This window comes from Agromyces sp. PvR057 (assembly GCF_040547485.1).
Lineage (GTDB): Bacteria > Actinomycetota > Actinomycetes > Actinomycetales > Microbacteriaceae > Agromyces.
Genome location: NZ_JBEPPT010000001.1, coordinates 289,190 through 313,357 on the forward strand (window position 1 = coordinate 289,190; position 24,168 = coordinate 313,357).

At 71.2% G+C, this 24,168-nt stretch carries 21 protein-coding genes and 1 tRNA gene; 17 read left to right on the top strand and 5 right to left on the bottom strand.

Annotated elements, in window-relative coordinates:
• The first annotated feature begins 57 nt into the window (after positions 1–57).
• The 5 genes from ABIC29_RS01325 to ABIC29_RS01345 are packed head-to-tail and all read left to right on the top strand — an operon-like array spanning position 58 to position 5,678.
• Entirely contained in the window at positions 58–987 is a 930-nt protein-coding gene (locus ABIC29_RS01325; RefSeq protein WP_354242019.1) for a carbohydrate ABC transporter permease, read from the top strand.
• On the top strand, positions 984–1,934 hold the full coding sequence (locus ABIC29_RS01330; protein ID WP_354242022.1) for a carbohydrate ABC transporter permease: 951 nt from the start codon (positions 984–986) through the stop codon (positions 1,932–1,934). Before ABIC29_RS01325 ends, ABIC29_RS01330 begins: the two co-directional genes overlap by 4 nt.
• Positions 1,931–2,938 (top strand): hydroxyacid dehydrogenase, encoded by a 1,008-nt coding sequence (locus tag ABIC29_RS01335; protein ID WP_354242025.1) that lies wholly within the window; start codon positions 1,931–1,933, stop codon positions 2,936–2,938. The genes ABIC29_RS01330 and ABIC29_RS01335 overlap by 4 nt, the downstream gene beginning before the upstream one ends.
• A 35-nt stretch (positions 2,939–2,973) precedes the next feature.
• Positions 2,974–5,013, top strand: coding sequence for an NHL repeat-containing protein (locus tag ABIC29_RS01340; protein WP_354242028.1), 2,040 nt, complete (start codon positions 2,974–2,976; stop codon positions 5,011–5,013).
• Entirely contained in the window at positions 5,013–5,678 is a 666-nt protein-coding gene (locus ABIC29_RS01345) for a ThuA domain-containing protein (protein WP_354242031.1), read from the top strand. Before ABIC29_RS01340 ends, ABIC29_RS01345 begins: the two co-directional genes overlap by 1 nt.
• 16 nt (positions 5,679–5,694) lie before the next feature.
• On the opposite strand, the gene ABIC29_RS01350 is transcribed toward ABIC29_RS01345, so the two are convergent.
• Both ABIC29_RS01350 and ABIC29_RS01355 read right to left on the bottom strand, forming a co-directional pair.
• Positions 5,695–6,765 (bottom strand): DNA polymerase IV, encoded by a 1,071-nt coding sequence (locus ABIC29_RS01350; protein ID WP_502915438.1) that lies wholly within the window; start codon positions 6,763–6,765, stop codon positions 5,695–5,697.
• Positions 6,766–6,846: 81 nt separating this feature from the next.
• Positions 6,847–7,413 carry a TetR/AcrR family transcriptional regulator gene (locus ABIC29_RS01355; protein ID WP_354242033.1) on the bottom strand — a complete coding sequence of 189 codons (567 nt, stop codon included), beginning with the start codon at positions 7,411–7,413 and terminating at the stop codon, positions 6,847–6,849.
• Positions 7,414–7,520: 107 nt separating this feature from the next.
• Here ABIC29_RS01355 and ABIC29_RS01360 point away from each other — a divergent pair, with 107 nt between their 5' ends.
• Entirely contained in the window at positions 7,521–10,139 is a 2,619-nt protein-coding gene (locus tag ABIC29_RS01360) for an MMPL family transporter (RefSeq protein WP_354242036.1), read from the top strand.
• A gap of 73 nt (positions 10,140–10,212) precedes the next feature.
• Positions 10,213–11,307 carry a HoxN/HupN/NixA family nickel/cobalt transporter gene (locus tag ABIC29_RS01365; RefSeq protein WP_354242039.1) on the top strand — a complete coding sequence of 365 codons (1,095 nt, stop codon included), beginning with the start codon at positions 10,213–10,215 and terminating at the stop codon, positions 11,305–11,307.
• 45 nt (positions 11,308–11,352) lie between these two features.
• Here ABIC29_RS01365 and ABIC29_RS01370 read toward each other — a convergent pair whose 3' ends face one another.
• Positions 11,353–12,366: a DUF2804 domain-containing protein gene (locus ABIC29_RS01370; RefSeq protein WP_354242042.1), complete on the bottom strand. Its 1,014-nt coding sequence runs from the start codon at positions 12,364–12,366 to the stop codon at positions 11,353–11,355.
• A 125-nt stretch (positions 12,367–12,491) separates the two neighbouring features.
• Between ABIC29_RS01370 and ABIC29_RS01375 the strand changes: the two genes are divergently transcribed.
• The 3 genes from ABIC29_RS01375 to ABIC29_RS01385 all read left to right on the top strand — a co-directional run bounded on the left by ABIC29_RS01375 (position 12,492) and on the right by ABIC29_RS01385 (position 16,047).
• Positions 12,492–13,514, top strand: coding sequence for a tocopherol cyclase family protein (locus ABIC29_RS01375; protein ID WP_354242045.1), 1,023 nt, complete (start codon positions 12,492–12,494; stop codon positions 13,512–13,514).
• Positions 13,515–13,620: 106 nt separating this feature from the next.
• On the top strand, positions 13,621–15,600 hold the full coding sequence (locus tag ABIC29_RS01380; protein ID WP_116080517.1) for a DEAD/DEAH box helicase: 1,980 nt from the start codon (positions 13,621–13,623) through the stop codon (positions 15,598–15,600).
• 6 nt (positions 15,601–15,606) lie between these two features.
• On the top strand, positions 15,607–16,047 hold the full coding sequence (locus ABIC29_RS01385) for a DUF2809 domain-containing protein (RefSeq protein ID WP_354242048.1): 441 nt from the start codon (positions 15,607–15,609) through the stop codon (positions 16,045–16,047).
• Between the two features lie 88 nt (positions 16,048–16,135).
• On the opposite strand, the gene ABIC29_RS01390 is transcribed toward ABIC29_RS01385, so the two are convergent.
• The gene (locus ABIC29_RS01390; protein WP_354242051.1) at positions 16,136–16,420 is read right to left on the bottom strand and encodes a Fe-S cluster assembly protein HesB; all 285 of its coding nucleotides are present in this window, start codon (positions 16,418–16,420) and stop codon (positions 16,136–16,138) included.
• Between the two features lie 353 nt (positions 16,421–16,773).
• On the opposite strand from ABIC29_RS01390, the gene ABIC29_RS01395 reads away from it, so the two are divergent.
• Positions 16,774–17,718: a phosphodiesterase gene (locus tag ABIC29_RS01395; protein WP_116080519.1), complete on the top strand. Its 945-nt coding sequence runs from the start codon at positions 16,774–16,776 to the stop codon at positions 17,716–17,718.
• A gap of 203 nt (positions 17,719–17,921) precedes the next feature.
• On the opposite strand, the gene ABIC29_RS01400 is transcribed toward ABIC29_RS01395, so the two are convergent.
• A complete protein-coding gene (locus ABIC29_RS01400) occupies positions 17,922–19,706 on the bottom strand; it encodes a stealth family protein (protein ID WP_199471238.1) in 1,785 nt (594 codons plus the stop codon).
• Positions 19,707–19,945: 239 nt separating this feature from the next.
• On the opposite strand from ABIC29_RS01400, the gene ABIC29_RS01405 reads away from it, so the two are divergent.
• The 6 genes from ABIC29_RS01405 (at position 19,946) to ABIC29_RS01430 (ending at position 24,053) form a co-directional block, all read left to right on the top strand.
• On the top strand, positions 19,946–20,521 hold the full coding sequence (locus tag ABIC29_RS01405) for a GNAT family N-acetyltransferase (RefSeq protein WP_354242055.1): 576 nt from the start codon (positions 19,946–19,948) through the stop codon (positions 20,519–20,521).
• Positions 20,518–21,636 (top strand): amino acid ABC transporter permease, encoded by a 1,119-nt coding sequence (locus ABIC29_RS01410; RefSeq protein ID WP_354242058.1) that lies wholly within the window; start codon positions 20,518–20,520, stop codon positions 21,634–21,636. The genes ABIC29_RS01405 and ABIC29_RS01410 overlap by 4 nt, the downstream gene beginning before the upstream one ends.
• Positions 21,633–22,460, top strand: coding sequence for an amino acid ABC transporter ATP-binding protein (locus ABIC29_RS01415; RefSeq protein ID WP_116080522.1), 828 nt, complete (start codon positions 21,633–21,635; stop codon positions 22,458–22,460). Before ABIC29_RS01410 ends, ABIC29_RS01415 begins: the two co-directional genes overlap by 4 nt.
• 113 nt (positions 22,461–22,573) lie before the next feature.
• The gene (locus ABIC29_RS01420; RefSeq protein ID WP_354242061.1) at positions 22,574–23,602 is read left to right on the top strand and encodes an ABC transporter substrate-binding protein; all 1,029 of its coding nucleotides are present in this window, start codon (positions 22,574–22,576) and stop codon (positions 23,600–23,602) included.
• Positions 23,603–23,717: 115 nt separating this feature from the next.
• Positions 23,718–23,969 carry a hypothetical protein gene (locus ABIC29_RS01425; protein ID WP_116080524.1) on the top strand — a complete coding sequence of 84 codons (252 nt, stop codon included), beginning with the start codon at positions 23,718–23,720 and terminating at the stop codon, positions 23,967–23,969.
• 10 nt (positions 23,970–23,979) lie between these two features.
• A tRNA-Met gene (locus tag ABIC29_RS01430) sits at positions 23,980–24,053 on the top strand.
• Positions 24,054–24,168: the final 115 nt, after the last annotated feature.

Genomic DNA, 24,168 nt, shown 5'->3' on the forward strand with positions numbered 1-24,168 from the left:
GACCGGAGCGGTGCCGGCGGCGATCCCGCCGGCACCGCCGCACCGAAGGGCAACACCATGAGCGTCCGACTCGCAGGACGGGCACCACGCGCCACGCGGCATCCGATCGCCGGCACGGGCGGCCGCACCGCAGCCATCTTCCTCACCCCGTTCTTCGCGCTCTTCCTGGTCGCGATGATCGCGCCGGTCGTCTACGCCGTCGCCATGAGCCTCTTCGCCGAGCGGCGCAGCGGCCTCGGGTTCGGCGGCACCGAGACCGAGTTCGTCGGACTCGGCAACTACGCCGACGTCCTCTCGAGCCCGACCTTCGTGGCCGGCTTCGGTCGCCTGGCGCTGTACTGCCTGCTCTACATCCCGGTGCTGCTCTGCACCGCGCTGCTGTTCGCCCTCCTGCTCGACGCTGCGGTCGCCAAGGCCAAGCGCGCGTTCCAGCTGCTCCTGTTCCTCCCGCACGCCGTGCCCGGCGTCATCGCGGCACTCATCTGGGCGTACCTCTACACGCCGGGGGTGAGCCCCTTCGTCTCAGCGCTCGAGTCGGGCGGCATCCAGATCGACTTCCTCTCGGTGCACATGGTGCTCCCGTCGATGGTGAACATCGCCGTCTGGGAGTGGGCGGGCTACAACATGATCATCCTGTTCACCGCGCTGCAGGCCGTACCCCGCGAGGTGCTCGAAGCGGCGAGGGTCGACGGCGCCGGGGAGATCCGCACCGCCCTCTGGATCAAGACGCCCCTGATCGCGCCCTCGCTCGGCATCGCCCTGCTCTTCACGGTGATCGGCTCGCTCCAGCTCTTCACCGAGCCCACGATCCTCTCGTCCGCGACGACCGCGGTCACGAGCACGTGGGTGCCGAACATGTGGGCGTACGACGCGGCGTTCAACCGCAACAACCTCCCGCAGGCGGCCGCCGCGTCGATCATCCTCGCCCTCGTGGCCGGGGTGCTCTCGTGGGTCGTCACCCGCTTCGCCTCGAAGGGACGTGCATGATGATCGCGACCACCGACGCTCCGTCGCGCTCCGCCGCACCCCCTCACGGCGACCCGGCCGGCCCGCACCGCCCGCCGCGCGAGAGCGCCGATCGCCTTCGAGCGCGTCGCGCCCCCCGACGTCCGGGCGCGAGCCTCGCCGTCAACGGCATCCTGATCCTGGGCGTCGCCTACATGGTGCTGCCGCTCCTCTGGCTCGTCTTCGCCGTGACCAAGGACGCGAAGGGCCTCTACGGCTCGAGCGCATTCTCGCCCGGCGGGGCGTTCCTCGAGAACCTGCAGCAGTTGATGGCCCAGGACGACGGCATCTTCTGGCGCTGGTTGGGCAACAGCGTGTTCTACGCCGGCATCGGCGCGCTCGTCTGCGGCTTCGTCGCCCTCATGGCTGGCTACGCGTTCGACAAGTTCAGCTTCCGCGGCAAGAACGGGCTGTTCGGGTTCGTGCTCGTGGGCGTGCTCATCCCGAACACCGCGACGGTCATCCCGCTCTACCTGCTCGCCGCGTCGGTCGGCGCGACGAACACGATCTGGGCCGTGCTCATCCCGGCGTTCTGCAACCCGTTCAGCGTCTACCTCGCACGCGTGTTCAGCGCGGGGTACCTGCCGGACGAGACCCTCGAGGCGGCACGCGTCGACGGTGCCGGACCGATCCGCAGCTTCTTCAGTATCGGACTGCCCATGCTCGTGCCCGGGTTCGTCACGATCGTGCTCTTCCAGTTCGTCGCGATCTGGAACAACTTCATGCTGCCGCTCATCATGCTGCAGGACCGCGAGCTCTTCCCGTCGAGCGTGGGCATCGCCCTCTGGCAGAGCCAGGTGCAGCAGAACCCGGAGTTCTCGACCCTCGTGATCGCGGGATCCTTCGTCTCGATCCTCCCGCTGGTCCTCGCGTTCGTCGGCCTCCAGCGTTTCTGGCGCTCGGGCCTGTCCGCCGGGAGCGTCAAGTGAGCGGGGATCGCGTGCGTGTCGCCTTCGCGATGGCGCCCGACGTGCGCGAGCGCATCTTCCCGCCGGAGCAGGTTGCGCGCTTCGAGGAGGTCGCCGAGGTCGCGGGCATCCTGACCGAGTTCGAATCGGATGCCGCGAGGCGGGCGCTCCGCGAGACCGAGGTGCTCGTCACGGGCTGGGGTGCCCCGTTCATCGACGCGGCCGCGCTCGACCTCGCGCCGAACCTCCGCGCGATCCTGCACTCGGCGGGCACGGTCAAGCCCTACGTGTCCGAGACCGTGCTGGAACGCGGCATCCGCGTGAGCACGGCGGCGACCGCGAACGCCGCCCCCGTGGCCGAGTACACGGTCGCGATGATCGTGCTGGCCAACAAGAAGGTGCTGCCCATCGCGGCGCGGTACCGGATGCTGCGCGAGGAGTTCGACGTCGAGCAGGCGTTCCCCGGGCTGGGCAACTTCGGCAAGCGCGTGGGCATCGTCGGGGCGTCGAGGATCGGCCGAAGGGTCATCGAGCTGCTGCGCGGCTACGACCTCGACGTGGTCGTCTACGACCCGTTCCTGTCGGCATCCGAGGCCCTGAGCCTCGGCGTCGAGTCCGTCGCGCTCGACGACCTCCTCGCCACCTCCGACGTCGTGTCGATCCACGCCCCGTCGCTGCCGTCGACGCGCGACCTCGTCGATGCGCGCGGCATCGGGCTGATGCGGCACGGCGCGACGCTCGTGAACACGGCCCGCGGAGAGATCATCGACCAGGCGGCGCTCACGGCTCGCGTGACCGCGGGGGAGCTGTTCGCGATCCTCGACGTCACCTCGCCGTGGGTGCTCGAGCACGAGCATCCGCTCTACGGCCACGACCACGCCCTGCTCACGCCGCACATCGCCGGTTCGCTCGGCGGCGAGCTCGGCCGACTGGCCGACGTCGTGCTCGACGAGCTGCGCCGGTTCGCACAGGGACTGCCGCTCGCCCACGAGGTCGATGCCGAACTGCTCGCGATCACGGCCTGACGGCCCATCCCCACCCTACGAACGAAGGAGTTCCGATGTCCGAATCCCCGACGCTCTCCCGCCGAGTGGTGCTGCAGGCGGGCGGTGCCGCCGGCCTGACCGCGCTCGCCGCGTTCGTCGCGGCCGACCCGGCCGCCGCCGCATCGCTCACGTCGGGCCGGCCGACCGGTCCGACGATCACCGACCTCGGCCCGGCCGTCAGCCAGTACGGCCTGATGAGCGCCCTGCTCGTCGGCGACACCGTCTACATCGGCTCGCGCAACATCGAGCCGACCGGCGTCATCGGGTTCCACCTGCCGACGCGCACGGTGACCGTGAGCACCGAGGTCACGACCGGGTACGCGATCCAGGCTCTGGCGGCCGACGCGAGCGGCCGCTACCTGTACATCGGCATCCTGCAGAAGTCCGGCGGCCCGCAGTCGAACCTGCACCGATGGGACCTGCAGACGCCCGAGGTGCCGGCGGTTCCGATCGGCGCGATCGGCGACCGCGACGTGCGCGACCTCGCGGTCGCTCCCGACGGCACGCTCTTCGCGGTCGGCGGCGGCAGCACGACGGCGCCGGCGCTGTGGCAGTTCGACCCGGCGGCGGGGCAGGTCACGAGCCTCGGCATCCCCGATGCGACCTCGACGCTCGCCCGGGCGGTCGCCGCCACCGACGAGGCGGTCTTCTTCGGTGCGGGCAGCACCCTCGGCGGCGGTGGCAGTGCCGGCAGGGCGACGCTGTTCGCCTACGACCGGGCGGCGGCGACGTTCGCGTCGATCGCGCCCGCCGAGTTCGCCGCCGATCCGAGCGTGCGCGAACTCGCGATCGTCGGCGACCGGCTCGTCGCATCGACCGCGGCCTCGACGGAGGCGTCGAAGATCGCCGTGATCGACCTCGCGGACCTCTCGTCGTACACGCTCGCGACCTCGATCGGCAAGACGGCGAAGAACATCGCGGCCATCGGCGACCACCTCTACCTCGCCAACGAGACCGGGCTGCTCGACTTCTCTCCGGCGACCGGCGCGATCGCGCAGCTCGACCTCGGCGGCCTCGACCTCGGCGAGATCTGGGGCGTCGACGCGCACGAGGGCACGCTCGCCGTCGTCTCCGCCTACGGTTTCGTGGCCGAGGTCGACCCGGCGACGGGCACGTCGACGGTCACCGACCTCGCCGAGGCCGGGGCCCCGGTGAGCCCGCAGACCTGCATGGGCCTCGCGGCCGGAGGCGGGTACGTGTACGTCGGCGGCAACGGGGCCATCGCGCGGCATTCGCTGAAGACGGGCGAGGTCGTCAACCTGCGCGCGCCCGGCGAGGCGAAGGACGCCGAGGTGATCGGGGGCGTGCTCTACACGGGGCAGTACAACTCGCAGGGCATCTGGTCGTACGACCCGAAGCGCGGCGAGCCGATCCACCAGGTCGCCGCATTCCCCGGCGAGCAGAACCGCCCGCTCGACACGACCTGGGATCCGGTGCACCGCAGGCTCCTCGTCGCGGTGCAGTCCGACACCGAGGGCGGCGGGTCGATCTGGACCTACGATCCGCGCGCGACGACGTCGACCATCGCGGTGAACCCGATCGACGACGTGCAGCTCGTGCGAGCGGTCGCCACGACCCTCGGCGTCGCCTTCCTCGGCGGCGACAACGCGCAGAAGACGGGTCCCCGAGGCACGGTGGTCGCGTGGAACCCGGTCGCGCAACAGGAGCTGTGGCGCATCGAGACGGGGCTGCCGAACGGCATCGCCGCACTCGCGATCCAGGGGCGGAACCTCTACGCGCTCACCATCAAGGGAGGCTTCGTCGTGATCGACCTGCAGAAGCGCAGCATCGTGCACACGGCCGACCACCGCCCCCTCTGCCCGGGCTTCGCGGCGATGGTCGAGAATCGGGGTGTGGTCTACGCGGTCTCCGACACCACGCTCTGGCGATTCGATCCGAAGACGTTCGCCGTGACGGTCGTCGTGCCCGAGATCAACGGCGCCTGGTACAGCGGCTCGCACCTGAACGTCGACGAGCGCGGGCACATCTACACGCTGCGCGGTCGCAACCTCGTGCAGGTCGTCGACCGCCCCCGACTCCCGGGCGGCCGCTGATGCCCGATGCCGTCATCCTCAGCGGGGGCGGCCGCTACGCCGACCCGTGGCATCCGTTCGCCGAGACGAGTGCGCTGCTCGCCGCGATCGTGCGCGAGGCGGGGTTCACGGTCGAGGTCGACGACGATCCGGATGCCGCGCTCGCGGCGCTCGGCGACGACGTCCGCCTCGTCGTGGTGAACGCGGGCGACCCCGGTGACGGGCCGGTGCCCTCGCAGGCCGCCGCCGCGGCATCCGCCCTCGACCGGGCGCTGGATCGGGGCATCGGCCTGCTCGCGATGCACGCGGCGGCCGCGAGCCTGCGCGCGTACCCGGCGTACGAGCGGCTGCTCGGCGGCCGGTGGGTCCGCGACGTCTCGTGGCATCCGCCGTTCGGCGAGGCGCGGGTGCATCTCGTGGGCGGGCACGCCGTTGCGGAGGGCCTCGCCGACTTCACCGTGCTCGACGAGCGGTACACGGACCTGCGACGGCTCGGCGGGATCGAGCCGATCGCCGAGCACGTGGAGGGCGGGATGAGGCATCCGCTCGTCTGGGCGCGGGAGGTCGGCCGCTCGAGGCTCGTCTACGACGCGCTCGGGCACGATGCGCGGTCGTACGACTCGGCCGCGCACCGGGAGCTCATCGCCGGCGCGCTCCGGTGGCTCGCCGCGGTCGACGCGCCCTGACGGATCCCACCGCGCCTCACCACCCGCTGCGGGTCGGCGTATGCCGCGCGCGCGCGTCGTCGGGCATCGGCATCTCGGCGCGGAGGCCGAGCAGGCGGATCGGCCGGCCTGGCTCGATCCGGTCGGCGGCGAACCGGTGCACGTGGGCGAGCACCTCGTCGCGATCGGCCGTCTCGGCGACCTTGCGGCTGAACGTCTTGGTCAGGAACGGCGCGTAGCGCACTTTCAGGGTGAGCCGCATCACCGGACGCCCCTCGGCGGCGACGTCGTCGAGCACCGCCTCGGCGAGGGTGCGCAGCGCCGCCTCCACCTCTGCGGGCTCGACGAGGTCGTGCTGGTAGGTGGTCTCCCGGCTGTGCCCGCGGGCGACCCACTCGGTGTCGTCGACGACGCGGGCGCCCTCGCCGCGGCCGAGCTCGCGGAACCAGGGCCCCATCCGCGGGCCGAACTCGGCGGTGAGCAGGTCGAGGTCCGCGGCGGAGAGTTCGGCGACGGTCGCGATGCCGAGGGCGGCGAGCCGTTTCGAGATCTTCGAGCCGACGCCCCACAGCTCGATCGTCGGTCGGTGGCCCATGACGTCGAGCCAGTTCTCGGCGGTGAGCCGGAACATCCCCTGCGGCTTGCCGAACCCGGTCGCGACCTTGGCGCGCACGAGCGTGTCGCCGATGCCGACGCTGCAGTGCAGCCTCGTGCGGTCGAGCACCGCGCGTCGCACCGAGGTCGCGTACGCCTCGGGGTCGTCGGTGTCGATGCCGACGAAGGCCTCGTCCCAGCCGAGCACCTGCACCGTCGCGCCGGGCTGTTCGCGCAGCGTCGCCATGACGGCGACGGATGCCTCGGTGTACGCCTCGTGGTCGACCGGCAGGATCACGGCATCGGGCGCCTTGCGCGCGGCGATGCGCAGCGGCATGCCCGAGCCGACGCCGAACGCTCGGGCCTCGTACGACGCCGTCGACACGACAGCTCGCTCGGTCGGGTCGCCGCGACCGCCCACGATCACCGGGAGCCCGGCGAGCTCGGGGCGCCGCAGCACCTCGACCGCAGCGATGAACTGGTCGAGGTCGACGTGCAGCACCCAGGCGGCCACGCCTCCAGTGTGCCGCGCCGGGCGGCAGGGCGCGACGGCGATCACGGGACGGGGTTCGGAACTGCGGGGGCGCGACGCCGGTCAGCCGAGCACGGCGTCGACGAGCCGGGTGGCGGCCGCGGCATCCGACGGGGTACGACCGAGGGCCCGCAGCACCACCGCGCCCACGAGGGCGTCGCCGAGTTCGTCGAGCGGGCGGTCGGGCGACAGCTGCCCTGCCGCGACCGCCGCCTCGAGCCTTGCGTGGAGCAGGGAGTTCGCGCCGAGCTGCTCCGACAGGCGCTGCCCGACGCTCGGGTGATCGCCGGCGGCCGCGATCAGCGAGTGCACCATCGTGGCCCCGCCCTCGCGATCGACGAAGCTCAGGATGCCGCGGAGCCACGCCGTGAGGTCGTCACGGAGGTCGCCCGTGTCGGGCGGGCTGAACCCGTCGCGGAACAGCAGGCCCTCGATCAGGCAGTCGGCGACGAGCGCGCCCTTCGACGGCCACCAGCGGTAGATCGTCTGCTTGCCGACATGCGCCTCGGCGGCGATGCCCTCCATCGTGAGGTTGTCGTAGCCGCGGCTCTCGAAGAGTCGAGCGGTGGCGTCGAGGATCGCAACCCGCGCGGCCTCGCTGCGGACCGGACCCCGTCGATGCTCGGACACCAGCACATGCTACCCATCGCCCATGCTTCTCCCAGCAAGACGAGACGGTGCGTCTCGTATACTCGCACGGTCGATCGCAACGTCGATCGCACGTGAGAGGACATGACGTGGCTGAGCTGCTGTACCGACTGGGCAAGTTCTCGGCGCGACGCGCCTGGGTGGTCATCGCCGCCTGGACCGTCGTGCTCGCGATCGCCGTCGGTGGATTCCTCATCGGGTTCAAGGGCCTCACGACGAGCTTCGACGTGCCGAACACCGCGTCGGGCGACGTGATCGCCGATCTCCAGGAGGAGCTGCCCGAGTACAGCGGCGGCGCCGGAACCGTCGTCTTCACGACGACCGACGGCTCGGCCCTGACCGACGAGCAGCAGGCCGAGATCAGCGCGCTGATCGCCGACCAGGGCGACCTCGTCGATGTCGAGGACGTGGTCGACCCGTTCGAGGCGCAGCAACAGCTCGACGACCAGCAGCAGCAGCTCGCCGACGGCCAGGCGAAGATCGACGACGGCACGGCCCAGGCCGATGCGGGTCAGGCCCAGCTCGACGCCGGGACCGCCCAGCTCGAGGCCGGGCAGGCGCAGCTCGATGCCGGCCAGGCGCAGCTCGACGCCGCGCGCGAGCAGGCCGTCGCCGCCGGTGCCCCGACCGACGCGATCGACGAGCAGCAGGCGCAGCTCGACGCGCAGCAGGCGCAGCTCGACGCCCAGACCGAGGCGCTCGCGGGCGAGCAGGCCAAGCTCGACGACGGCCGCGAGGAGCTCGAGGCGAACGCCGAGCAGCTCGAACTCGGCTCCGAGCTGCTCGGCTACGCCGACGGCATCCGCCTCGTCTCCGAAGACGGCTCGACGGCGATCGCGAACGTCTCGTTCACCGTGCCGCGACTCGAGCTCTCCGAGGACGCGAAGCAGTCGGTCATCGACCACTTCTCGGCCGAGCCCATCGAGGGCGTCTCGGTCTCGTTCTCGACCGACATCTCGCAGGGCGTTCCCGAGCTGTTCGGCATCGGCGAGGCGATCGGCCTCGTCATCGCGGCGATCGTGCTGCTCGTGATGCTCGGCTCGGTCATCGCGGCATCCCTCCCGCTCGTCACCGCCATCTTCGGCGTCGCCGTCGGCATCCTCGGCTCGCTCGCCTTCTCCGGCGTCGTCGACATGGCCTCGGTGACGCCCATGCTCGCCGTCATGCTCGGCCTCGCGGTCGGCATCGACTACTCGCTCTTCGTCGTGAACCGACACCGCAAGCAGCTGCTGCAGGGCGCCGAGGTCGTCGAGTCCATCGGCCTCGCGAACGGCACCTCGGGCAACGCGGTCGTGTTCGCGGGCACCACGGTGATCGTCGCGCTGCTCGCCCTGAACGTCACGGGCGTGCCGTTCCTCGGCCTCATGGGCACGGTCGGCGCGGTCGCCGTCGCCGTCGCGGTGCTGATCTCGACGACGCTCACCCCGGCGCTCCTCGGCCTGCTCGGCCTCCGCATCCTGCGGCGCAAGGTGCGCGCGCACCTCGGCGAGGGCAACCGCCACGAGCCCCCCGTCGTGAAGGCCATGCCGACCTGGCGTGCGGTGCTCACCGGCGTCGTGACGATCGCGGCACTCCTCGTCGTCGCGATCCCGTCGCTGTCGATGCGGGTCGGCCTGCCCGACGGCTCGTCCGAGCCGCACGGCTCCTCCGCGTACGAGGCGTACACCGTGACCGAGGAGCAGTTCGGCGCGGGCGCCAACAGCCCGCTGCTCGTCACCGCCGAACTGCCGGAGGGCACGACCGACGACGAGGTGCTGCAGCTCCAGGTCGACGTCGCCTCGGCGATCGCCGCCCAGGACGACGTGGTCTCGGTCGCCGCGGTCGACGTCTCCGACGACAACTCGCTCGCGGTGTTCCAGGTCATCCCGGCCGAGGGCCCCAACGCGGCCTCGACCGAGCAGCTCGTGCGCGACCTGCGCGCCCTGCCGCCGGTGAACGGCGACATCACGCTCGGCGTCGCCGGCCAGGCGGCGATCAACATCGACATCTCCGAGGGGCTCGCCGCCGTGCTGCCGCTCTACCTCGTCGTCGTGGTCGGGCTCTCGCTGCTCATCATGATCCTCGTGTTCCGCTCGCTGCTCGTGCCGATCATCGCCACGGGCGGGTTCATCCTGTCGCTGTTCGCCACCTATGGCGCGATCGTCGCGCTGTTCCAGTGGGGTTGGGGTGCGGACGCACTCGGCATCAGCACCGGGCCGATCCTGAGCTTCCTGCCGGTGATCCTCGTCGGCATCCTGTTCGGCCTCGCGATGGACTACCAGCTGTTCCTCGCCACCGGCATGCGCGAGGCGTACGTGCACGGGTCGCCAGCGCGACTCGCGGTGGCGCAGGGCCTTCGTGCCGGGCGCTCGGTCGTGATCGCGGCCGGACTCATCATGGTCTCGGTCTTCGGCGGGTTCATCTTCTCCGACTCGACGATGATCCGCTCGGTCGGCTTCGGCCTCGCCTTCGGCGTGCTCGTCGACGCGTTCGTCGTGCGCATGCTCCTGATGCCCGCGATCATGCACCTGCTCGGCCGGTCGGCCTGGTGGATCCCGAAGTGGCTCGACCGCGTCATGCCCGACGTCGACGTCGAGGGGGCCGCGCTCGAGCGTCGGCACCACCTCGTCACGACGGAGGACGGGGCGGATGCCGCGGCGCAGCCGACCGTCGTCACCGGCCCCGCCGACGACGAGACGCCGGCGCCCTCGGCCACCCCGACGCACTGACGACTGCCCGTTCGGGCCTCCCCGCTCGTCCGCCCCGGCGCTAGCATGACGCCGTGGCGGATGGGCGGCAGCGATGACCTCACCCGATCGGGTCGGAACCCGCCGCGGCACCGTCGGCGTCGTGGCGTTCATCGCCGCGCTCCACGTGCTGGGGTGGGGCGTGCTGCTGGTCGCCGTCGTCCCGGCCGGCATCCCGCTCGGCGCCGGCGACGGCACGGCGCTCGTCACGCTCGGCGTCGGGCTCGCGGCGTACACGCTCGGCCTGCGCCACGCGTTCGACGCCGACCACATCGCCGCCATCGACAACACCACCAGGCGCCTCACGGAGCGTGGCCGGCCGGCGAGCACCGTCGGCTTCTGGTTCTCGCTCGGCCACTCGACGATCGTGCTGGTGCTGTGCGTGCTGCTCACGTTCGGCCTCGCCGCGATCAGTGCGTCGCTCGCCGACGACTCGTCGGCGCTGCACGCCTGGACGGGCGTCATCGGCCCGACGGTGTCCGGTGTCTTCCTGCTCGTGATCGCGATGGTCAACATCGCCTCGCTGCGTGCACGCGACCGCCGACACGCACTCCACGGCGACGGCCACCACGGCGGCGGACCGGTGCTGCGGCTGCTCGGTCCGTTCGAGCGCGCGGTCGACCGCCCGTCGCGCATGTACGGCGTCGGCCTGCTCTTCGGCCTCGGGTTCGACACGGCGACCGAGATCGGCCTGCTCGCGCTCGCCGGCGCCGCGACGCTGGCCGCCGTGCCGTGGTGGGCGGCCCTCACCCTCCCCGTGCTCTTCGCCGCCGGCATGAGCGCCTTCGACACGGCGCAGGGGGCCGTGATGCGTCGGGCCTACGCGTGGCAGCCGTCGACGGCCGACGCTCCGGGCGGCGGCACGGGCGGCGGCCTCACCGGCATCGACGGCGCGGGCGGCATCCGGAACCATGACGTCGGTGCGGTGTACGGCGTCGCGATGACCGTGCTCTCGGTCGTGGCCGCGGTCGTCATCGCCCTCGTGCAGCTGTCGGGCGTGCTGGTCGAGCACCTCGGCCTCGGCGACCCGTTCGCGTGGATCGCGTCGATCGGCGTCGGCGACCTCGGCCTCGTGCTCACGGCACTCCTGCTCTCGACGTGGACCGCGGTGCTCGTGGCGACCCGGCGTCCTCGTTCGGTGTCGGCCTGATCGCGGGCGAGGGCTCGCCGCCGCACCGGCCCGCATGCGCGACCGTCACCAGCGGTTGCGCACGTCCTCGGCCCAGCCGAGCAGGCCGTCGACCGCGATGCGCTCGCCCGAGGCATCCACCCATCCCGAGTAGTGCCCGAAGCACTGGTGGCCGTGCGAGCCGAAGACGAGCAGCTCGGTCGAGCTCACGCGGTCCCAGAACGGCTCGAACCGCAGGTCCACGGATGCCCCGCGCATGCGCCACGGCGCGAGCCAATCGGTCTCGTCGTACGTCCACTCCAGCTCGTCGCCGATCTTGTGCAGGCGTCCGTCGACGACCACGGCGTTCTCGGTCGAGCCGGTGCCGTCGGTCCACCTGCCGCCGAGCTGGAGCCCGATCGTGCGGCCGTCGGCGGCCCGGCCCGACGCGGCGCCCCAGTTCCAGGTCATGCGGTACGGCCAGCGGCCCCGTCCGTGGTCGAGCACGGCCCAACTCTCGCCCGCCGGCAGTTCGATGCGCTCGCCGGCGATCTCGAGCCATCCGCTCGCCGGCCTCGCGACATCCTTCACCGTGTACTGGAACCGCGTCGCCGACCACGGCACGACGACGCCGAGGCACTCGTGGCCGTCGGGCCGGTGGGCGAGGAGGTCGAGCCGCAGGTCGCCGGACACCGCGCGCAGCCGGGTGCCGCCGTCGACCTCATCGAGGTCGATCGAGATCGTGCGCGTGACCCCACGGGCGGGTCCGTCGCCGAGCGAGGCCGGCAGCACGGCGCTCGAGCCGAGCGGGGCGATCGCCGACCGGTCGATCGTCGCCCCGGTGCGACGGTCGTGCACGAGCACGGCATGCACCGCGGCGTAGTCGAGCGACGACACGGTGAGGGCGATCACGTGGGTCGGGGTGGTGACGGCCCAGTACTCCCAGCGCTTGTTCCGTCCCCAGACGCGGCGGCCGTCGATGCCAGCGGTGTCGTGCAGGGGCGTGCGCGTCCAGCCGACGGCCCCGGGGTTCAGCCGGCCGTCTGCGCCGACGAGGGCGACGGGGGCGGTGAGCTCGCGCTCGACGATGGTGCGGGGCATCCGGGTCCGATCTCGCGGGGGATTCGAGGTGACGATGCGTCGCCGATCGGGCATGTTCGGCGCTGAATCCGCAGCGAGCGTAGCAGCGGATGCCCCGCTGGCCCGCCGCCCCCTAGGGTTGGCGCATGCGAACCCCGGCGGCGTACGTGCGAGGAGTGCGGCATCCAGAGGCCTTTCACGGCAAGGGCGTGACGAAGGGGTACTTCGAGGGCTGGTACAACAAGGTCGTGTCGGCCGACCGCACGCAACGCTGGGCGGTGATCCCCGGGGTGTTCCGCGGGCTCGGCGGTGCCACCGGCGGAGCTGACGGGCGCACGACCGACGAGGCGTTCGTGCAGGTGCTCGACGGGCTCACCGGGCGCAGCTGGTACCACCGGTACGAGGTCGGCGAGTTCGCGGCATCCGACCGGGAGTTCGACGTGCGCGTCGGGCCGAACCGGTTCTCGCCCGCGGGCATGACCCTCGACCTGCCGCAGCTCCGCGGCGAGATCGCCTACTCGACGCCGCTCGAACCGTGGCCCGTGACGGCCCGCGAGCCCGGCATCATGGGCTGGTACGGTCTCGTACCGGCCATGGAGTGCTTCCACGGCATCGTCTCGTTCGGCCACGGCCTCGCCGGCGAGATCGAGGTCGAGGGCCGCCCCACGAGCTTCGACGGCGGGCGGGGCTACCTCGAGAAGGACTGGGGCCAGGCCTTCCCGGCCGGATACGTCTGGATGGCCAGCAACCACCTCGACACCGAGATCGGCGACGGAACGGATGCCTCGCTCATCGCCTCGATCGCGATCATCCCGTGGCTCGGGCGGGCGTTCCGCGGCTCGATCATCGGCCTGCGCCACGGCGGTCGACTGCACCGGTGGACCACGTACAACCGCTCGAAGGAGACCCGTCTCTCGATCGACGACACCCATGTGCGGTGGAGCGTCACCGGCCCCGACGGCGTGCTCGAGCTCGACGCCGAGCGGGTGCGCGGCGGGCTGCTGCACGCACCGCTCCGCACCGCCATGCACCAGCGGGTCGAGGAGACGCTCGACGCGAGCATCGCGTTCCGGCACCTCGACCACGACGGACGGGTGCTGCTCGCGGGCACCGCGGCCTGCGCCGGCCTCGAGGTCTTCGGCGACACCGAACGGCTGCTCGCGCTCTGAGGGACGGATGTCGCCGGCGCCCGCCCGCGGCATCCGCTCGCCCTGCGTCGAAGCCGCCCGAAAAACGTACCCGGACGCCTCACAGGCGACAGGAGTAGGCTGAAATGTGACTTCCGGCGAAAACCCCGTCGTGGCCGAGGCTCCTGAAGAGCCCGCCGCGATCAGCTTCGCCGACCTCGGACTCGACGGCGCCGTGCTCAAGGCCCTCTCCGATGTCGGCTATGAGACCCCCTCGGCCATCCAGGCCGCCACCATCCCGACCCTCCTCGCAGGGCGCGACGTCGTGGGCCTCGCCCAGACCGGCACGGGCAAGACGGCCGCGTTCGCGCTGCCGATCCTCGCCCGGCTCGACGAATCCCAGAAGACCCCGCAGGCGCTCGTGCTCGCCCCCACGCGCGAGCTCGCCCTGCAGGTCTGCGAGGCGTTCGAGAAGTACGCGTCGCGCATGCGCGGCGTGCACATCCTCCCCGTCTACGGCGGACAGGGCTACGGCGTGCAGTTGTCGGCCCTGCGCCGCGGCGTGCACATCGTCGTCGGCACCCCCGGCCGCATCATGGACCACCTCGAGAAGGGCACGCTCGACCTCTCGCAGCTCAAGTACCTCGTGCTCGACGAGGCCGACGAGATGCTCAAGATGGGCTTCGCCGAAGACGTCGAGACGATCCTCGCCGACACCCCCGCCGACAAGCAGGTCGCCCTGTTCTCGGCCACGATGCCGTCGGCGATCCGCCGCATCTCGAAGCAGTACCTGAACGACCCCGAAGAGATCACGGTCAAGACCAAGACCACGACCTCGGCGACCATCACGCAGCGCTACCTCGTCGTCGCGCACCAGCAGAAGATCGACGCCCTCACGCGCATCCTCGAGGTCGAGAACTTCGAGGGCATGATCGTCTTCGTGCGCACGAAGAGCGTGACCGAAGAAATCGCCGAGAAGCTCCGTGCACGCGGCTACTCGGCTGCGGCCATCAACGGCGACATCGCCCAGGCCCAGCGCGAGCGCACCGTCAACCAGCTGAAGTCGGGCAAGCTCGACATCCTCGTGGCGACGGATGTCGCGGCGCGAGGCCTCGACGTCGAGCGCATCAGCCACGTCGTGAACTTCGACATCCCGACCGACACCGAGTCGTACGTGCACCGCATCGGCCGCACGGGCCGCGCCGGCCGCACCGGCGACGCGATCAGCTTCGCGACGCCGCGCGAGCGCCGCCTCATCTCGGCGATCGAGAAGGCCACCCGCCAGGAGCTCACGCAGATGCAGCTCCCGAGCGTCGACGACGTGAACGTCACGCGACTCTCGCGCTTCGACGACCGCATCACCGCGGCGCTCGAGCAGGCGGAGCGCATCGAGGGCTTCCGCGACATCATCGGCCACTACATGAAGCACCACGACGTGCCCGAGGTCGACGTGGCCGCGGCGCTCGCCGTGGTCGCCCAGGGCGAGTCGCCGCTGCTGCTCGAGCCCGAGGCCGTGCGCCCCGCGCGCGAGTGGAAGGAGCGCGACGACCGAGGTGCACGCGACGACCGCCGAGGCGACCGAGATGGCGCGTCCCGCGGCGGGCGCTACGACGACGACCGCGGCGGCGACCGTCGCTCGCGCGGCGGCCCCCAGCTCGCGACCTACCGCATCGCCGTCGGGCGACGCCACAAGGTCGAGCCCCGCCAGATCGTGGGCGCGCTCGCCAACGAGGGCGGCCTGCGCCGTGAAGACTTCGGTGCGATCCAGATCCGCCCCGACTTCTCGCTCGTCGAGCTGCCCGCCGACCTGCCCCGCGAGACGCTCGAGCGCCTCGACGGCACCCGCATCAGCGGCCGGCTCATCGAGCTGCGCCCCGACCGCGGCGCGCCGCCCCGTCGTGACGGCGGACGCGACAGCGGTCCTCGCCGTTCGTACGGCGACCGCGACGACCGGCCCCGTCGCTCGTACGACCGCGACGACAAGCCGCGCCGCTCGTACGACGACAAGCCGGCCCGCTCGTACGACAAGCCGGCGGGCTCGAACGACGACGGCGCCGCAGACACTGCCGGCGCCGGCGACGACGGCGCCGGCCGCAAGCCGCGCCACAAGGGCACGCGCGACGAGTAGTCGCACGTGCGGCTGATCCTCGCGGCGACCGCTGCGGTCGTGCTGCTCGCGGGCCTCTGCCTGCAGCTGCTCGACCGCACGGTCGCGATCGACCTCGCCGGGAGCGCGCTCTACGCGTGCCTCGTCGGGCTCGTCGTCGCGATCGCCCGGCCGCGCCTCGCCGGATGGCTCGTCGCGGTGATCGCGTTCGCCGCCTCCGCCGCGATCGAGCTGCTGCAGCTGACCGGCGTTCCCGCCGCGGTCGTGGCCGCGATGCCGCCGCTGCGGCTGGTGTTCGGCAGTTCGTTCGACCCGCTCGACCTGGTCGGCTACGCCATCGGCGCGGTGCTGCTGTTCGCGATGCTGAGCGCGGTGCACGCCGTGGCGCGTCGGCGCTCGTCGACCGTGTCGGCGTCCTCGTCCTCGTCCTCGCCGGGCGCTCCCGCGGATCGCTCGCCCATGGCCTGAACGGGCGAGGTGCCGACGGCGGCCGTGGAACGGCGGATGCCGCGGAGCACGTGCCCCGCGGCATCCGCCGTTCGATCGTGCTGGGCGGTCAGGCCTGCAGCCCGATCTCGAACGACACGCGGCCGTCGTCGCCGACCGTCGCGTCGAGCGTCTTGTCGGTGAGGGCCATCGCCGCGGCCTCGCCGAGGTAGACCCGCGCGCCGTCCTGTTCGACGATGGAATCGGTCGGATCGGGCGTCGGAACGACCGCGACGGCGAACTCGGTCGCCGTGGTGTCCTGCGCGTTGATGCGCAGCCCGGATCCTTCGGGGGCCCCGTTGCGGGAGACGATCTCCTTCACGACGGTGCTGGCGTTCTCGGTCAGTGTGAGCATGTGCTCCTCCTCTGCGATCACGAATGTCCCACCATTCCGAAGCCCTCGAATCGTCGCAACCCCTTGCACCCGCCGAGCGGATGTCGCACACTGGGCGCCCCTCGAACGGGTTCGCGCCGCGGCATGCGATCGCTCTCGCCCTCTGGCACTCACCTTTTCAGGACCACACCGCTCATGGCTGCATATTGCGCTCATGACCGCGGTGGTCCTGAAAAGGTGATCGTGCGGCGTCGACCGAGCAGGTTTCAGCTCGGTCACACTCCGCCTTCATGCCCCGTTCAGATTCGCGTGTTCCGCTAGTGTGAGCCCGACGCCCGCCGTCGTGCGTCACAGCCGATCGATGGGACACCCTCGTGAACACCCGGATCGCCGAGTACCCTCGGCCGCTCCATTTCCTGTTGCACATCAGCGATACGCACCTGCTCGCCGCCGGCGGCAGCCTCTACGATCGCGTGGCCAGCGAGCGCCACCTCCGCACCCTGTTCGACGAGTTCGAGGCATCCGGTGGACGACCGGAGGCGATCGTCTTCACGGGCGACCTGGCCGACCGGGGTGAGCCCGACGCCTACGACCGCATCCGCCGCATCGTCGATCCCGTGGCCGAGCGCCTCGACTCGCAGGTGATCTGGGTCATGGGCAACCACGACGACCGGGCGGCCTTCCGCCGCGGACTGCTCGACGACGAGGTCGGCGGCACCCGTCCGGTCGACCGGGTCGACGACGTCGGCGGCCTGCGCGTCATCACGCTCGACACGACCGTGCCCGGCAGTCACCACGGCGAGATCGCGGCAGAGCAGCTCGACTGGCTCGCCGAGGAGCTCTCGATCGCGGCGCCGCACGGCACGATCCTCGCGATGCACCACCCGCCCGTGCCGAGCGTGCTCGACCTCGCGGTGTCGGTCGAGCTGCGCGATCAGTCAGGACTCGCGGAGGTCGTCGAGGGCAGCGACATCCGCTCGATCATCGCGGGCCATCTGCACTACTCGTCGACCGCGACGTTCGCTGGGGTTCCCGTGTCGGTCGCATCGGCGAGCTGTTACACGCAGGACCTCAACGTTCCCGTCGGCGGCACCCGCGGACGCGACGGCGCCCGCGCCTTCAACCTCGTGCACGTGTACCCGTCGACCGTGCTGCACTCGGTCGTGCCGCTCGGCGCGACGCCCGCGCTCGACTGGATCGATGCCGAGGAGAGCGCACGCCGGCTCGCGGCCGACGGGATCGTGATCGCGGATGCCGCGGCGCCCGCGGTGCCGAAGGACCCGCCGTTCACGATGCCGATCCCGGTGCTCGCGGGCTGACGCCCGAGCTCGCCGCACCCTTCGCACCGCCCGCACGCGCTCTCGCGCGCCGACGACGCGGCGCCACGACCTTTTGCGGCGCGACGACCCGTGCCGAGCGGGCGTGAACCGGCAAAACGTCGTGGCGGGCGGGCGGGCGGGCGGGCGTGCGGGCGTGTGTGTGTGCGTGCGGGCGTGGGCGGTGCAGCGCTCGGCGGCGCGCGTCAGGCCGTGAGGTCGGACGCGGGCTCCGGCAGCGACGTCGAGCCGACGAGGCGCGCCTCGGCCGCGACATCCGCAGCCTTCTCCCATGGGGCGGGAAACGGGAAGTAGTGCTCGAGGAACTCGGTGACCGCGGCCGTGCGCTCCTCGACCGAGATCTCGGGCAGGCTGCCGTCGTTGAGGCAGAACATGTCCTGGTCGCGGCGCTTGAGGAGCCGGCGCATCGCGGGCAGTGCGCGCTTCAGGGTCGTCTCGATGTACTTCACGCGGGCATCGGTCTGCACGACCGCGCGCCCGGTGAGCAGCGCGTAGTAGTGGTAGAGCGAGTTCGTCACCGAGATGTCGGTCGCCGAGCGGAAGCGGCTCGCGGCCGTGCGGCGGAACTCCTCGGGGAACGCGGCCTCGAGGTCGGCCATGCCCGACTTGCGCAGGGGCGCCGCGCAGTGCTCGAGGTGACGCGTCGTGACCTTGCCGAAGCGTTCGCGCAGCAGGGCTCGGTTCACGCGCGCGGCGTTCTCGAAGCCCGAGCGGCCGGGATGCGTGTCGCCCAGCCCGATTCGAGTCGACGCCTCGACGAACTTCGTGATGCCGCCAGGCGAGAAGAACAGGTCGGGGGAGACGGGGCGACCGAAGAACATGTCGTCGTTGGAGTAGAGGAAGTGCTCGGCGAGGCCGTCGATGTAGTGCAACTGGCTCTCGACGGCGTGCGAGTTGTGCGTGGGCAGCACCGAGGTGTCGGCGAACATCTCCTCGCTGCGCACGATCGTGACCTTCGGATGCCGCGCCAGCCACTCGGGCGCCGGTGAGTCGGTCGCGATGAAGATGCGCCTGATCCACGGGGCGAACAGGTGCACCGAGCGCAGGGCGTACTTGAGCTCGTCGATCTGGCGGTAGCGGGCCTCGGAATCGTCGCCCTCGCCGACCACGTAGCTCGCCATGCGCTTCGCCCGCTCGCGCACGAACTCGTCGCTCGAGCCGTCGACCCACGAGAAGACGAGGTCGATGTCGAAGTCGACGTCGCTCGCGAGCGACGCGAACATGTGCTCGAGCGTGGGCCAGTCGCGGCCGTGCAGGTGCACGACGGCGTCGATCGCCTCGGAGCGGGGGAGCGTACGGCGCATGAGGGCGTTCTCGCGCGGGGCCTCGATGGTGTCGTCGCCGAAGCGCCAGAACTCCAGCTGCACGCCCGTCTCGGGTCCGTAGCGCAAGCGGCCGACGGGCTCGACACGGGGTCGGTGGATGCGCACGACCGAGGCCTTGCGGTGGCCGGAGAGGTGCCCGTCGGCGAGCAGCACCGGGTAGGTCGCGCCATCGCGGCGCGGCTCGACGGTCTCGGCGTAGAACGGCTCGGTCGCGAACGCCTCGGCGAAGGCCCTGGCGACGGACTTGCGGTCGCTGCGGTCGACGGCGATCACCAGGCGCTCGTCGTTGCCGCGCACGAGCAGGAAGCCGATGCCGGCCGCGTCGAGCGCGTCGCCGATCGCGCGGAGGTCCTCGATCATCGACTCGCGCGGGGTCAGGTGCCCGTTGCGCAGCGCGTACTGCCCCTTGCGCATGACGATGTCGTCACGGTCGAAGCGCGGGTCGCGGCTCGGGGAGGTCACGAGCACGAGCTCGGTGCCGTCGGCGAGGCGCAGCGGCGGCGCGGCACCCGGATCGGCGCGCGTGAAGGCGCGGCCGTCGGAGGGAACGGAAGCCGGGCCGGTGGGCCGGTCGAATGGGCGGTCGAGGTCGTTCGTCGTCAACTGGCTGGACTCCTGAATGTCTGGGAGCCGCGCGAAGCTCATCGGAACTTCGATTCTACGTCCGACTGCGCAACGACCGATATCGTCACCTGGATTTCGCCCCGTGACGCGGCAGACCCGCGTAAGAGGGCCTCCGAACGCGTCGAAACGCCGCCGCGTGACGGCCGGTGACGGTATCGGACACCGCGTGTCCACCGCGATTGCGGGCAGGGCGACCGCCTTCGTACGTTCGTGCAAACCCCGGGGGACACCACCCCGGCCGACACGCGAAGGAGGCACCGATGAGCGACACGATCGTGCGGTTCATCGCCGCGGACGACCCGCTGGCCAGACCGCTGCTCGACGACCTCGAGCGCGAGTACGACGCACGCTACGGCGACCACTTCGGCTCGCGTGCGAGCGAGGAGATCAACCGCTACCCGGTGCAGGAGTTCGCCCTGCCGTCCGGTGCCTTCCTCGTGCTCGTCGAGTTCGTCGACGGCGTCGAGACGCCGATCGCCGGCGGCGCGTTCCGCCGGTACGACGACCACACCGCCGAGCTCAAGCGCATCTGGACCCGCGCCGACCGCCGGGGCCGTGGCCTCGCCGGCGAGGTCGTCGCCGCGCTCGAGTCCGAGGCCCGCCGCCTCGGCTACACCGACATCTTCCTCACCACCGGCCCCCGCCAGCCCGAGGCCGTGTCGCTCTACCTGCGCGAGGGGTACGAGCCGCAGTTCGACACGACGCTGCCGCCGGCCGAGGTCGGCATCCACGCGTTCCGCAAGCGACTCGTCGGCGTGCCGGCCGGCACCACGCGCACCGACGCCCCGCGGTCCGCCGCGGCATCCGCCCGTACCCACGAAGGAGCGATCGCGTGAGCGCCGCGACCGGCCAGCCCACCGCGACCGGCCAGCCCACCCCATCCAGCAGACCCGAGTTCGAGCACGGCCTCAAGGTCGTCCCGGTCAAGCACTGGGGCCGGTGGGTGCTGTCGGCGATCGTCGCGTTCCTGATCCTCCAGTTCCTGTGGTCGCTCGCGAGCAACGAGAAGTGGCAGTGGGACGTCTTCGCAGAGTACTTCTTCGCGCCCTCGGTGCTGCAGTCGCTCGTGCTCACGCTGCAGCTCACGGTCATCTCGGGCGTCATCGGCTTCGCGCTCGGCGCCGTGCTCGCCGTGTTCCGGCTGTCGAAGTCGACGCTGCTGAACGCGGCCGCCTGGTGGTACATCTGGTTCTTCCGGTCGGTGCCGCTCGTCGTGCAGATCCTCGTCTGGTACAACCTCGGCTACCTGTATCCGACGCTCGGACTCGGCACGCCGTTCACGACCGACTTCTGGCTCGTCGAGTTCCCGACGACGACGATGATCTCGGCATTCGCCGCGGCGACGATCGGCCTCTCGCTGCACCAGGCGGCGTACTCGGCCGAGATCATCCGCGCCGGCATCCTCTCGGTCGACCAGGGCCAGCTCGAGGCGGCCGCCGCACTCGGCCTGCCCCGCCGCATCCGCTTCTTCCGCATCACGCTGCCGCAGGCGGCGCGAGCGATCGTGCCGAACGCGTTCAACGAGATCATCGGGCTCGTGAAGGGCACCTCGGTGGTGTTCATCGTCGCACTGCCCGAGCTGTTCTACACGGTGCAGGTCATCTACAACCGCAACCAGCGGGTGATCCCGCTGCTGCTCGTGGCCGTCGTCTGGTACGCGATCATCACGACCGTGCTCTCGATCGCGCAGTACTACGTCGAGCGGCGATTCGCCCGCGGTGCGGTGCGCGAACTGCCGCCGACGCCCATCCAGCGTTCGCGGCAGTGGATCTCCGAACAGTGGTCGCGCCTCGGCGACGGCCCGGATCAGAGCGGTGGGGCGGATGCCGCGGCGCACGCCGCGACTCCAGGTGCGCCGCCCGGGGAACGGGCGCCCGAGTCCGAACGAGCGGATGCGGCATCCGTTCTCGACACCACGACCCCGCCCACGAAGATCGGAGCGACCCGATGAGCCAGACCGCCCTCGCCCCGTCGTTCGACGGCAACGTTCCGCTCGCGGCCCGGCCGACGGCGACCGTCGGCCGCGTCGAGATCCGCGACGTCACGAAGTCGTACGGCACGAACACGGTGCTGCGCGACGTGACGCTGACCATCGCGCCCGGCGAGGTCGTCGCGCTCATCGGCCCCTCGGGTTCGGGCAAGTCGACGCTGCTGCGCACGATCAACCACCTCGAGACCGTCGACCGCGGATCGATCACGCTCGACGGCCAGTACATCGGCTACGAGGAGCGCGGCGGCAAGCTGCACGAGCTGCGCGAGGCCGAGATCCTGCGGCGGCGCACCCAGTTCGGACTCGTGTTCCAGAACTTCAACCTGTTCCCGCACCTCACCGCGATCGAGAACGTCGTCGAGGCGCCCATCGCCCTCAAGCGGCTCACGAAGCCCGAGGCCCACGAGCTCGCCAAGGCGCTGCTCGCCCGCGTCGGCCTCGCCGACAAGGTCGACCACTACCCTCGCCAGCTCTCGGGCGGGCAGCAGCAGCGCGTCGCGATCGCACGCGCCCTCGCCCTCTCGCCGAAGGTGCTGCTCTTCGACGAGCCGACCAGCGCGCTGGATCCCGAGCTCGTCGGCGAGGTGCTCGACGTGATCCGCGGCCTCGCCCGCGACGGCACCACGCTCATCGTGGTCACGCACGAGATCGGGTTCGCCAGGGAGGTCGCCGACCGCGTCGTCTTCCTCGACGGCGGCGAGATCGTCGAGCAGGGCACGCCCATTCAGGTGCTGCGCTCGCCGAAGCAGCAGCGCACCAAGGACTTCCTCGCGAAGGTGCTCTAGCACCGGGCACCGCGCCGCGAGAGACGGACCCGGTGCGGCATGGCAGTGCCGCACCGGGCGATCCGAGAAACCGACCCGGTCATCGGAACAGCACGACATTAGGAGAATCCATCATGGCGATCAACAAGAAGCAGGCGGGGGTGATCGTCGCGGGCGTCGCGGCGGTGGTCCTCATCGGCGGCGGCATCACGTGGGCCGTCCTGGCCGGCGCCGACAACTCGGCCGAGGCGGCCGACGGCGGCAGCACGACCACCGAGGAGCAGGTCGAGGCCTCGACGCAGTTCGACCTGACGTCGCAGAACGCGGCCGACCGTCCGACCATCGAGCCCGTCGCAGCGGCCGTCGAGGCGTTGAAGGAGAGCGGCTTCGAGCCCATCGAGGCCGGCAAGCTCACCGTCGCGGTCTCGCCCTATGCGGCTCCGCTCGGCGTGCTCGCGTCCGACGATGACACCACCATCATCGGCAGCGAGGCGGACTTCGGCTCGCTCATCGCCGACGGCCTCGACCTCGAGTACAACCCGGTCGCCGTGAACTGGGCCGACTGGCCCCTCGGCATCCAGTCGGGCAAGTACGACCTCATCGCGTCGAACGTGACCGTGACCGAAGAGCGCAAGGAGCTCTACGACTTCGCGAGCTACCGCCAGGACCTGCTCGGCTTCTACGTGAAGGCCGACAGCAAGATCGACTCGATCTCCGAGGCCGCCGACATCTCGGGCCTGTCGATCGTCGTCGGATCGGGCACCAACCAGGAGAAGATCCTGCTCGCCTGGAACGAGGAGCTCGAGGCCGACGGTGAAGAGCCCGCAGAGCTCGTCTACTACGACGACCAGGCCGCGGCGACGCTCGCCCTCACCTCCGGACGTATCGACGCGAGCTTCGGCCCCAACGCCACCTCCGCCTACCAGGCGGCCACGACCGGTGAGACGAAGCTCGTCGGCACGATCAACGGCGGATGGCCCGAGACCGCGCCGATCGCCGCGGGCACCGCAAAGGGCAACGGCCTCATCGAGCCCGTGCAGCTCGTGCTCCAGTCGGTCATCGACGACGGCACCTACGACGAGGTGCTCGACCGCTGGGCGCTCACGACCGAGGCGCTCGACGTCTCCGAGATCAACCCTCCCGGGTTGCCGAAGTCCGAGTGAGGCAGAAGCTCGGATGACGGCGGATGCCGCGTGGCGGGTGGCCACGCGGCATCCGGTTCCTCCATCGGCCGGGGCGACCGGTCGAACCAGTCCAAGCGGCGGAGAGGCGGAGCCCATGAACAGCTTCGATCGATTCATGCTGGTGCTCGGCTCCTGCGGGTACGGCGCCCTCTTCATGGTGCCGGCCGTCGGGCTCGCGCTGCACGGTGAGGCGGGCGAGCATCCGAGCGACGTCGAGCCGACGACGCGCGCGCCACGCACCTGCCAGGCCACCTCGGGGCGGTGCGATGCCGGATGCCACCGGCTGAGCGAGCGTCGCGTCACCCGGGCGTTCGTCCGCATCACCGCCGGCTACGAGACCGGCTGAACCACCTCATCGCGGTGTACCCAAGCGGCCCAAGGGAGCGGACTCATAACCCGCTATTCGCAGGTTCGAATCCTGCCATCGCGTCGAAACATCCTGGGAACGAACGAACGAGACCGCGATCGCTACCGGCTTACATGGCATCGATCCGGTGACCTTTCGATTTTCAGTCGAAGGGTCGGCGAACCGGCTTCTCGGTCGC

Excerpts from the sequence above, each read along its gene's own strand:
- ABIC29_RS01330 (WP_354242022.1), top strand. The coding sequence starts at position 984 with ATGATGATCGCGACCACCGACGCTCCGTCGCGCTCCGCCGCACCCCCT.
- ABIC29_RS01400 (WP_199471238.1), bottom strand. The coding sequence starts at position 19,706 with ATGAGCTTCGCGCGGCTCCCAGACATTCAGGAGTCCAGCCAGTTGACG.
- ABIC29_RS01425 (WP_116080524.1), top strand. The coding sequence starts at position 23,718 with ATGAACAGCTTCGATCGATTCATGCTGGTGCTCGGCTCCTGCGGGTAC.
- ABIC29_RS01405 (WP_354242055.1), top strand. The coding sequence starts at position 19,946 with ATGAGCGACACGATCGTGCGGTTCATCGCCGCGGACGACCCGCTGGCC.
- ABIC29_RS01415 (WP_116080522.1), top strand. The coding sequence starts at position 21,633 with ATGAGCCAGACCGCCCTCGCCCCGTCGTTCGACGGCAACGTTCCGCTC.
- ABIC29_RS01390 (WP_354242051.1), bottom strand. The coding sequence starts at position 16,420 with ATGCTCACACTGACCGAGAACGCCAGCACCGTCGTGAAGGAGATCGTC.
- ABIC29_RS01420 (WP_354242061.1), top strand. The coding sequence starts at position 22,574 with ATGGCGATCAACAAGAAGCAGGCGGGGGTGATCGTCGCGGGCGTCGCG.
- ABIC29_RS01345 (WP_354242031.1), top strand. The coding sequence starts at position 5,013 with ATGCCCGATGCCGTCATCCTCAGCGGGGGCGGCCGCTACGCCGACCCG.
- ABIC29_RS01365 (WP_354242039.1), top strand. The coding sequence starts at position 10,213 with ATGACCTCACCCGATCGGGTCGGAACCCGCCGCGGCACCGTCGGCGTC.
- ABIC29_RS01375 (WP_354242045.1), top strand. The coding sequence starts at position 12,492 with ATGCGAACCCCGGCGGCGTACGTGCGAGGAGTGCGGCATCCAGAGGCC.
- ABIC29_RS01370 (WP_354242042.1), bottom strand. The coding sequence starts at position 12,366 with ATGCCCCGCACCATCGTCGAGCGCGAGCTCACCGCCCCCGTCGCCCTC.
- ABIC29_RS01340 (WP_354242028.1), top strand. The coding sequence starts at position 2,974 with ATGTCCGAATCCCCGACGCTCTCCCGCCGAGTGGTGCTGCAGGCGGGC.
- ABIC29_RS01325 (WP_354242019.1), top strand. The coding sequence starts at position 58 with ATGAGCGTCCGACTCGCAGGACGGGCACCACGCGCCACGCGGCATCCG.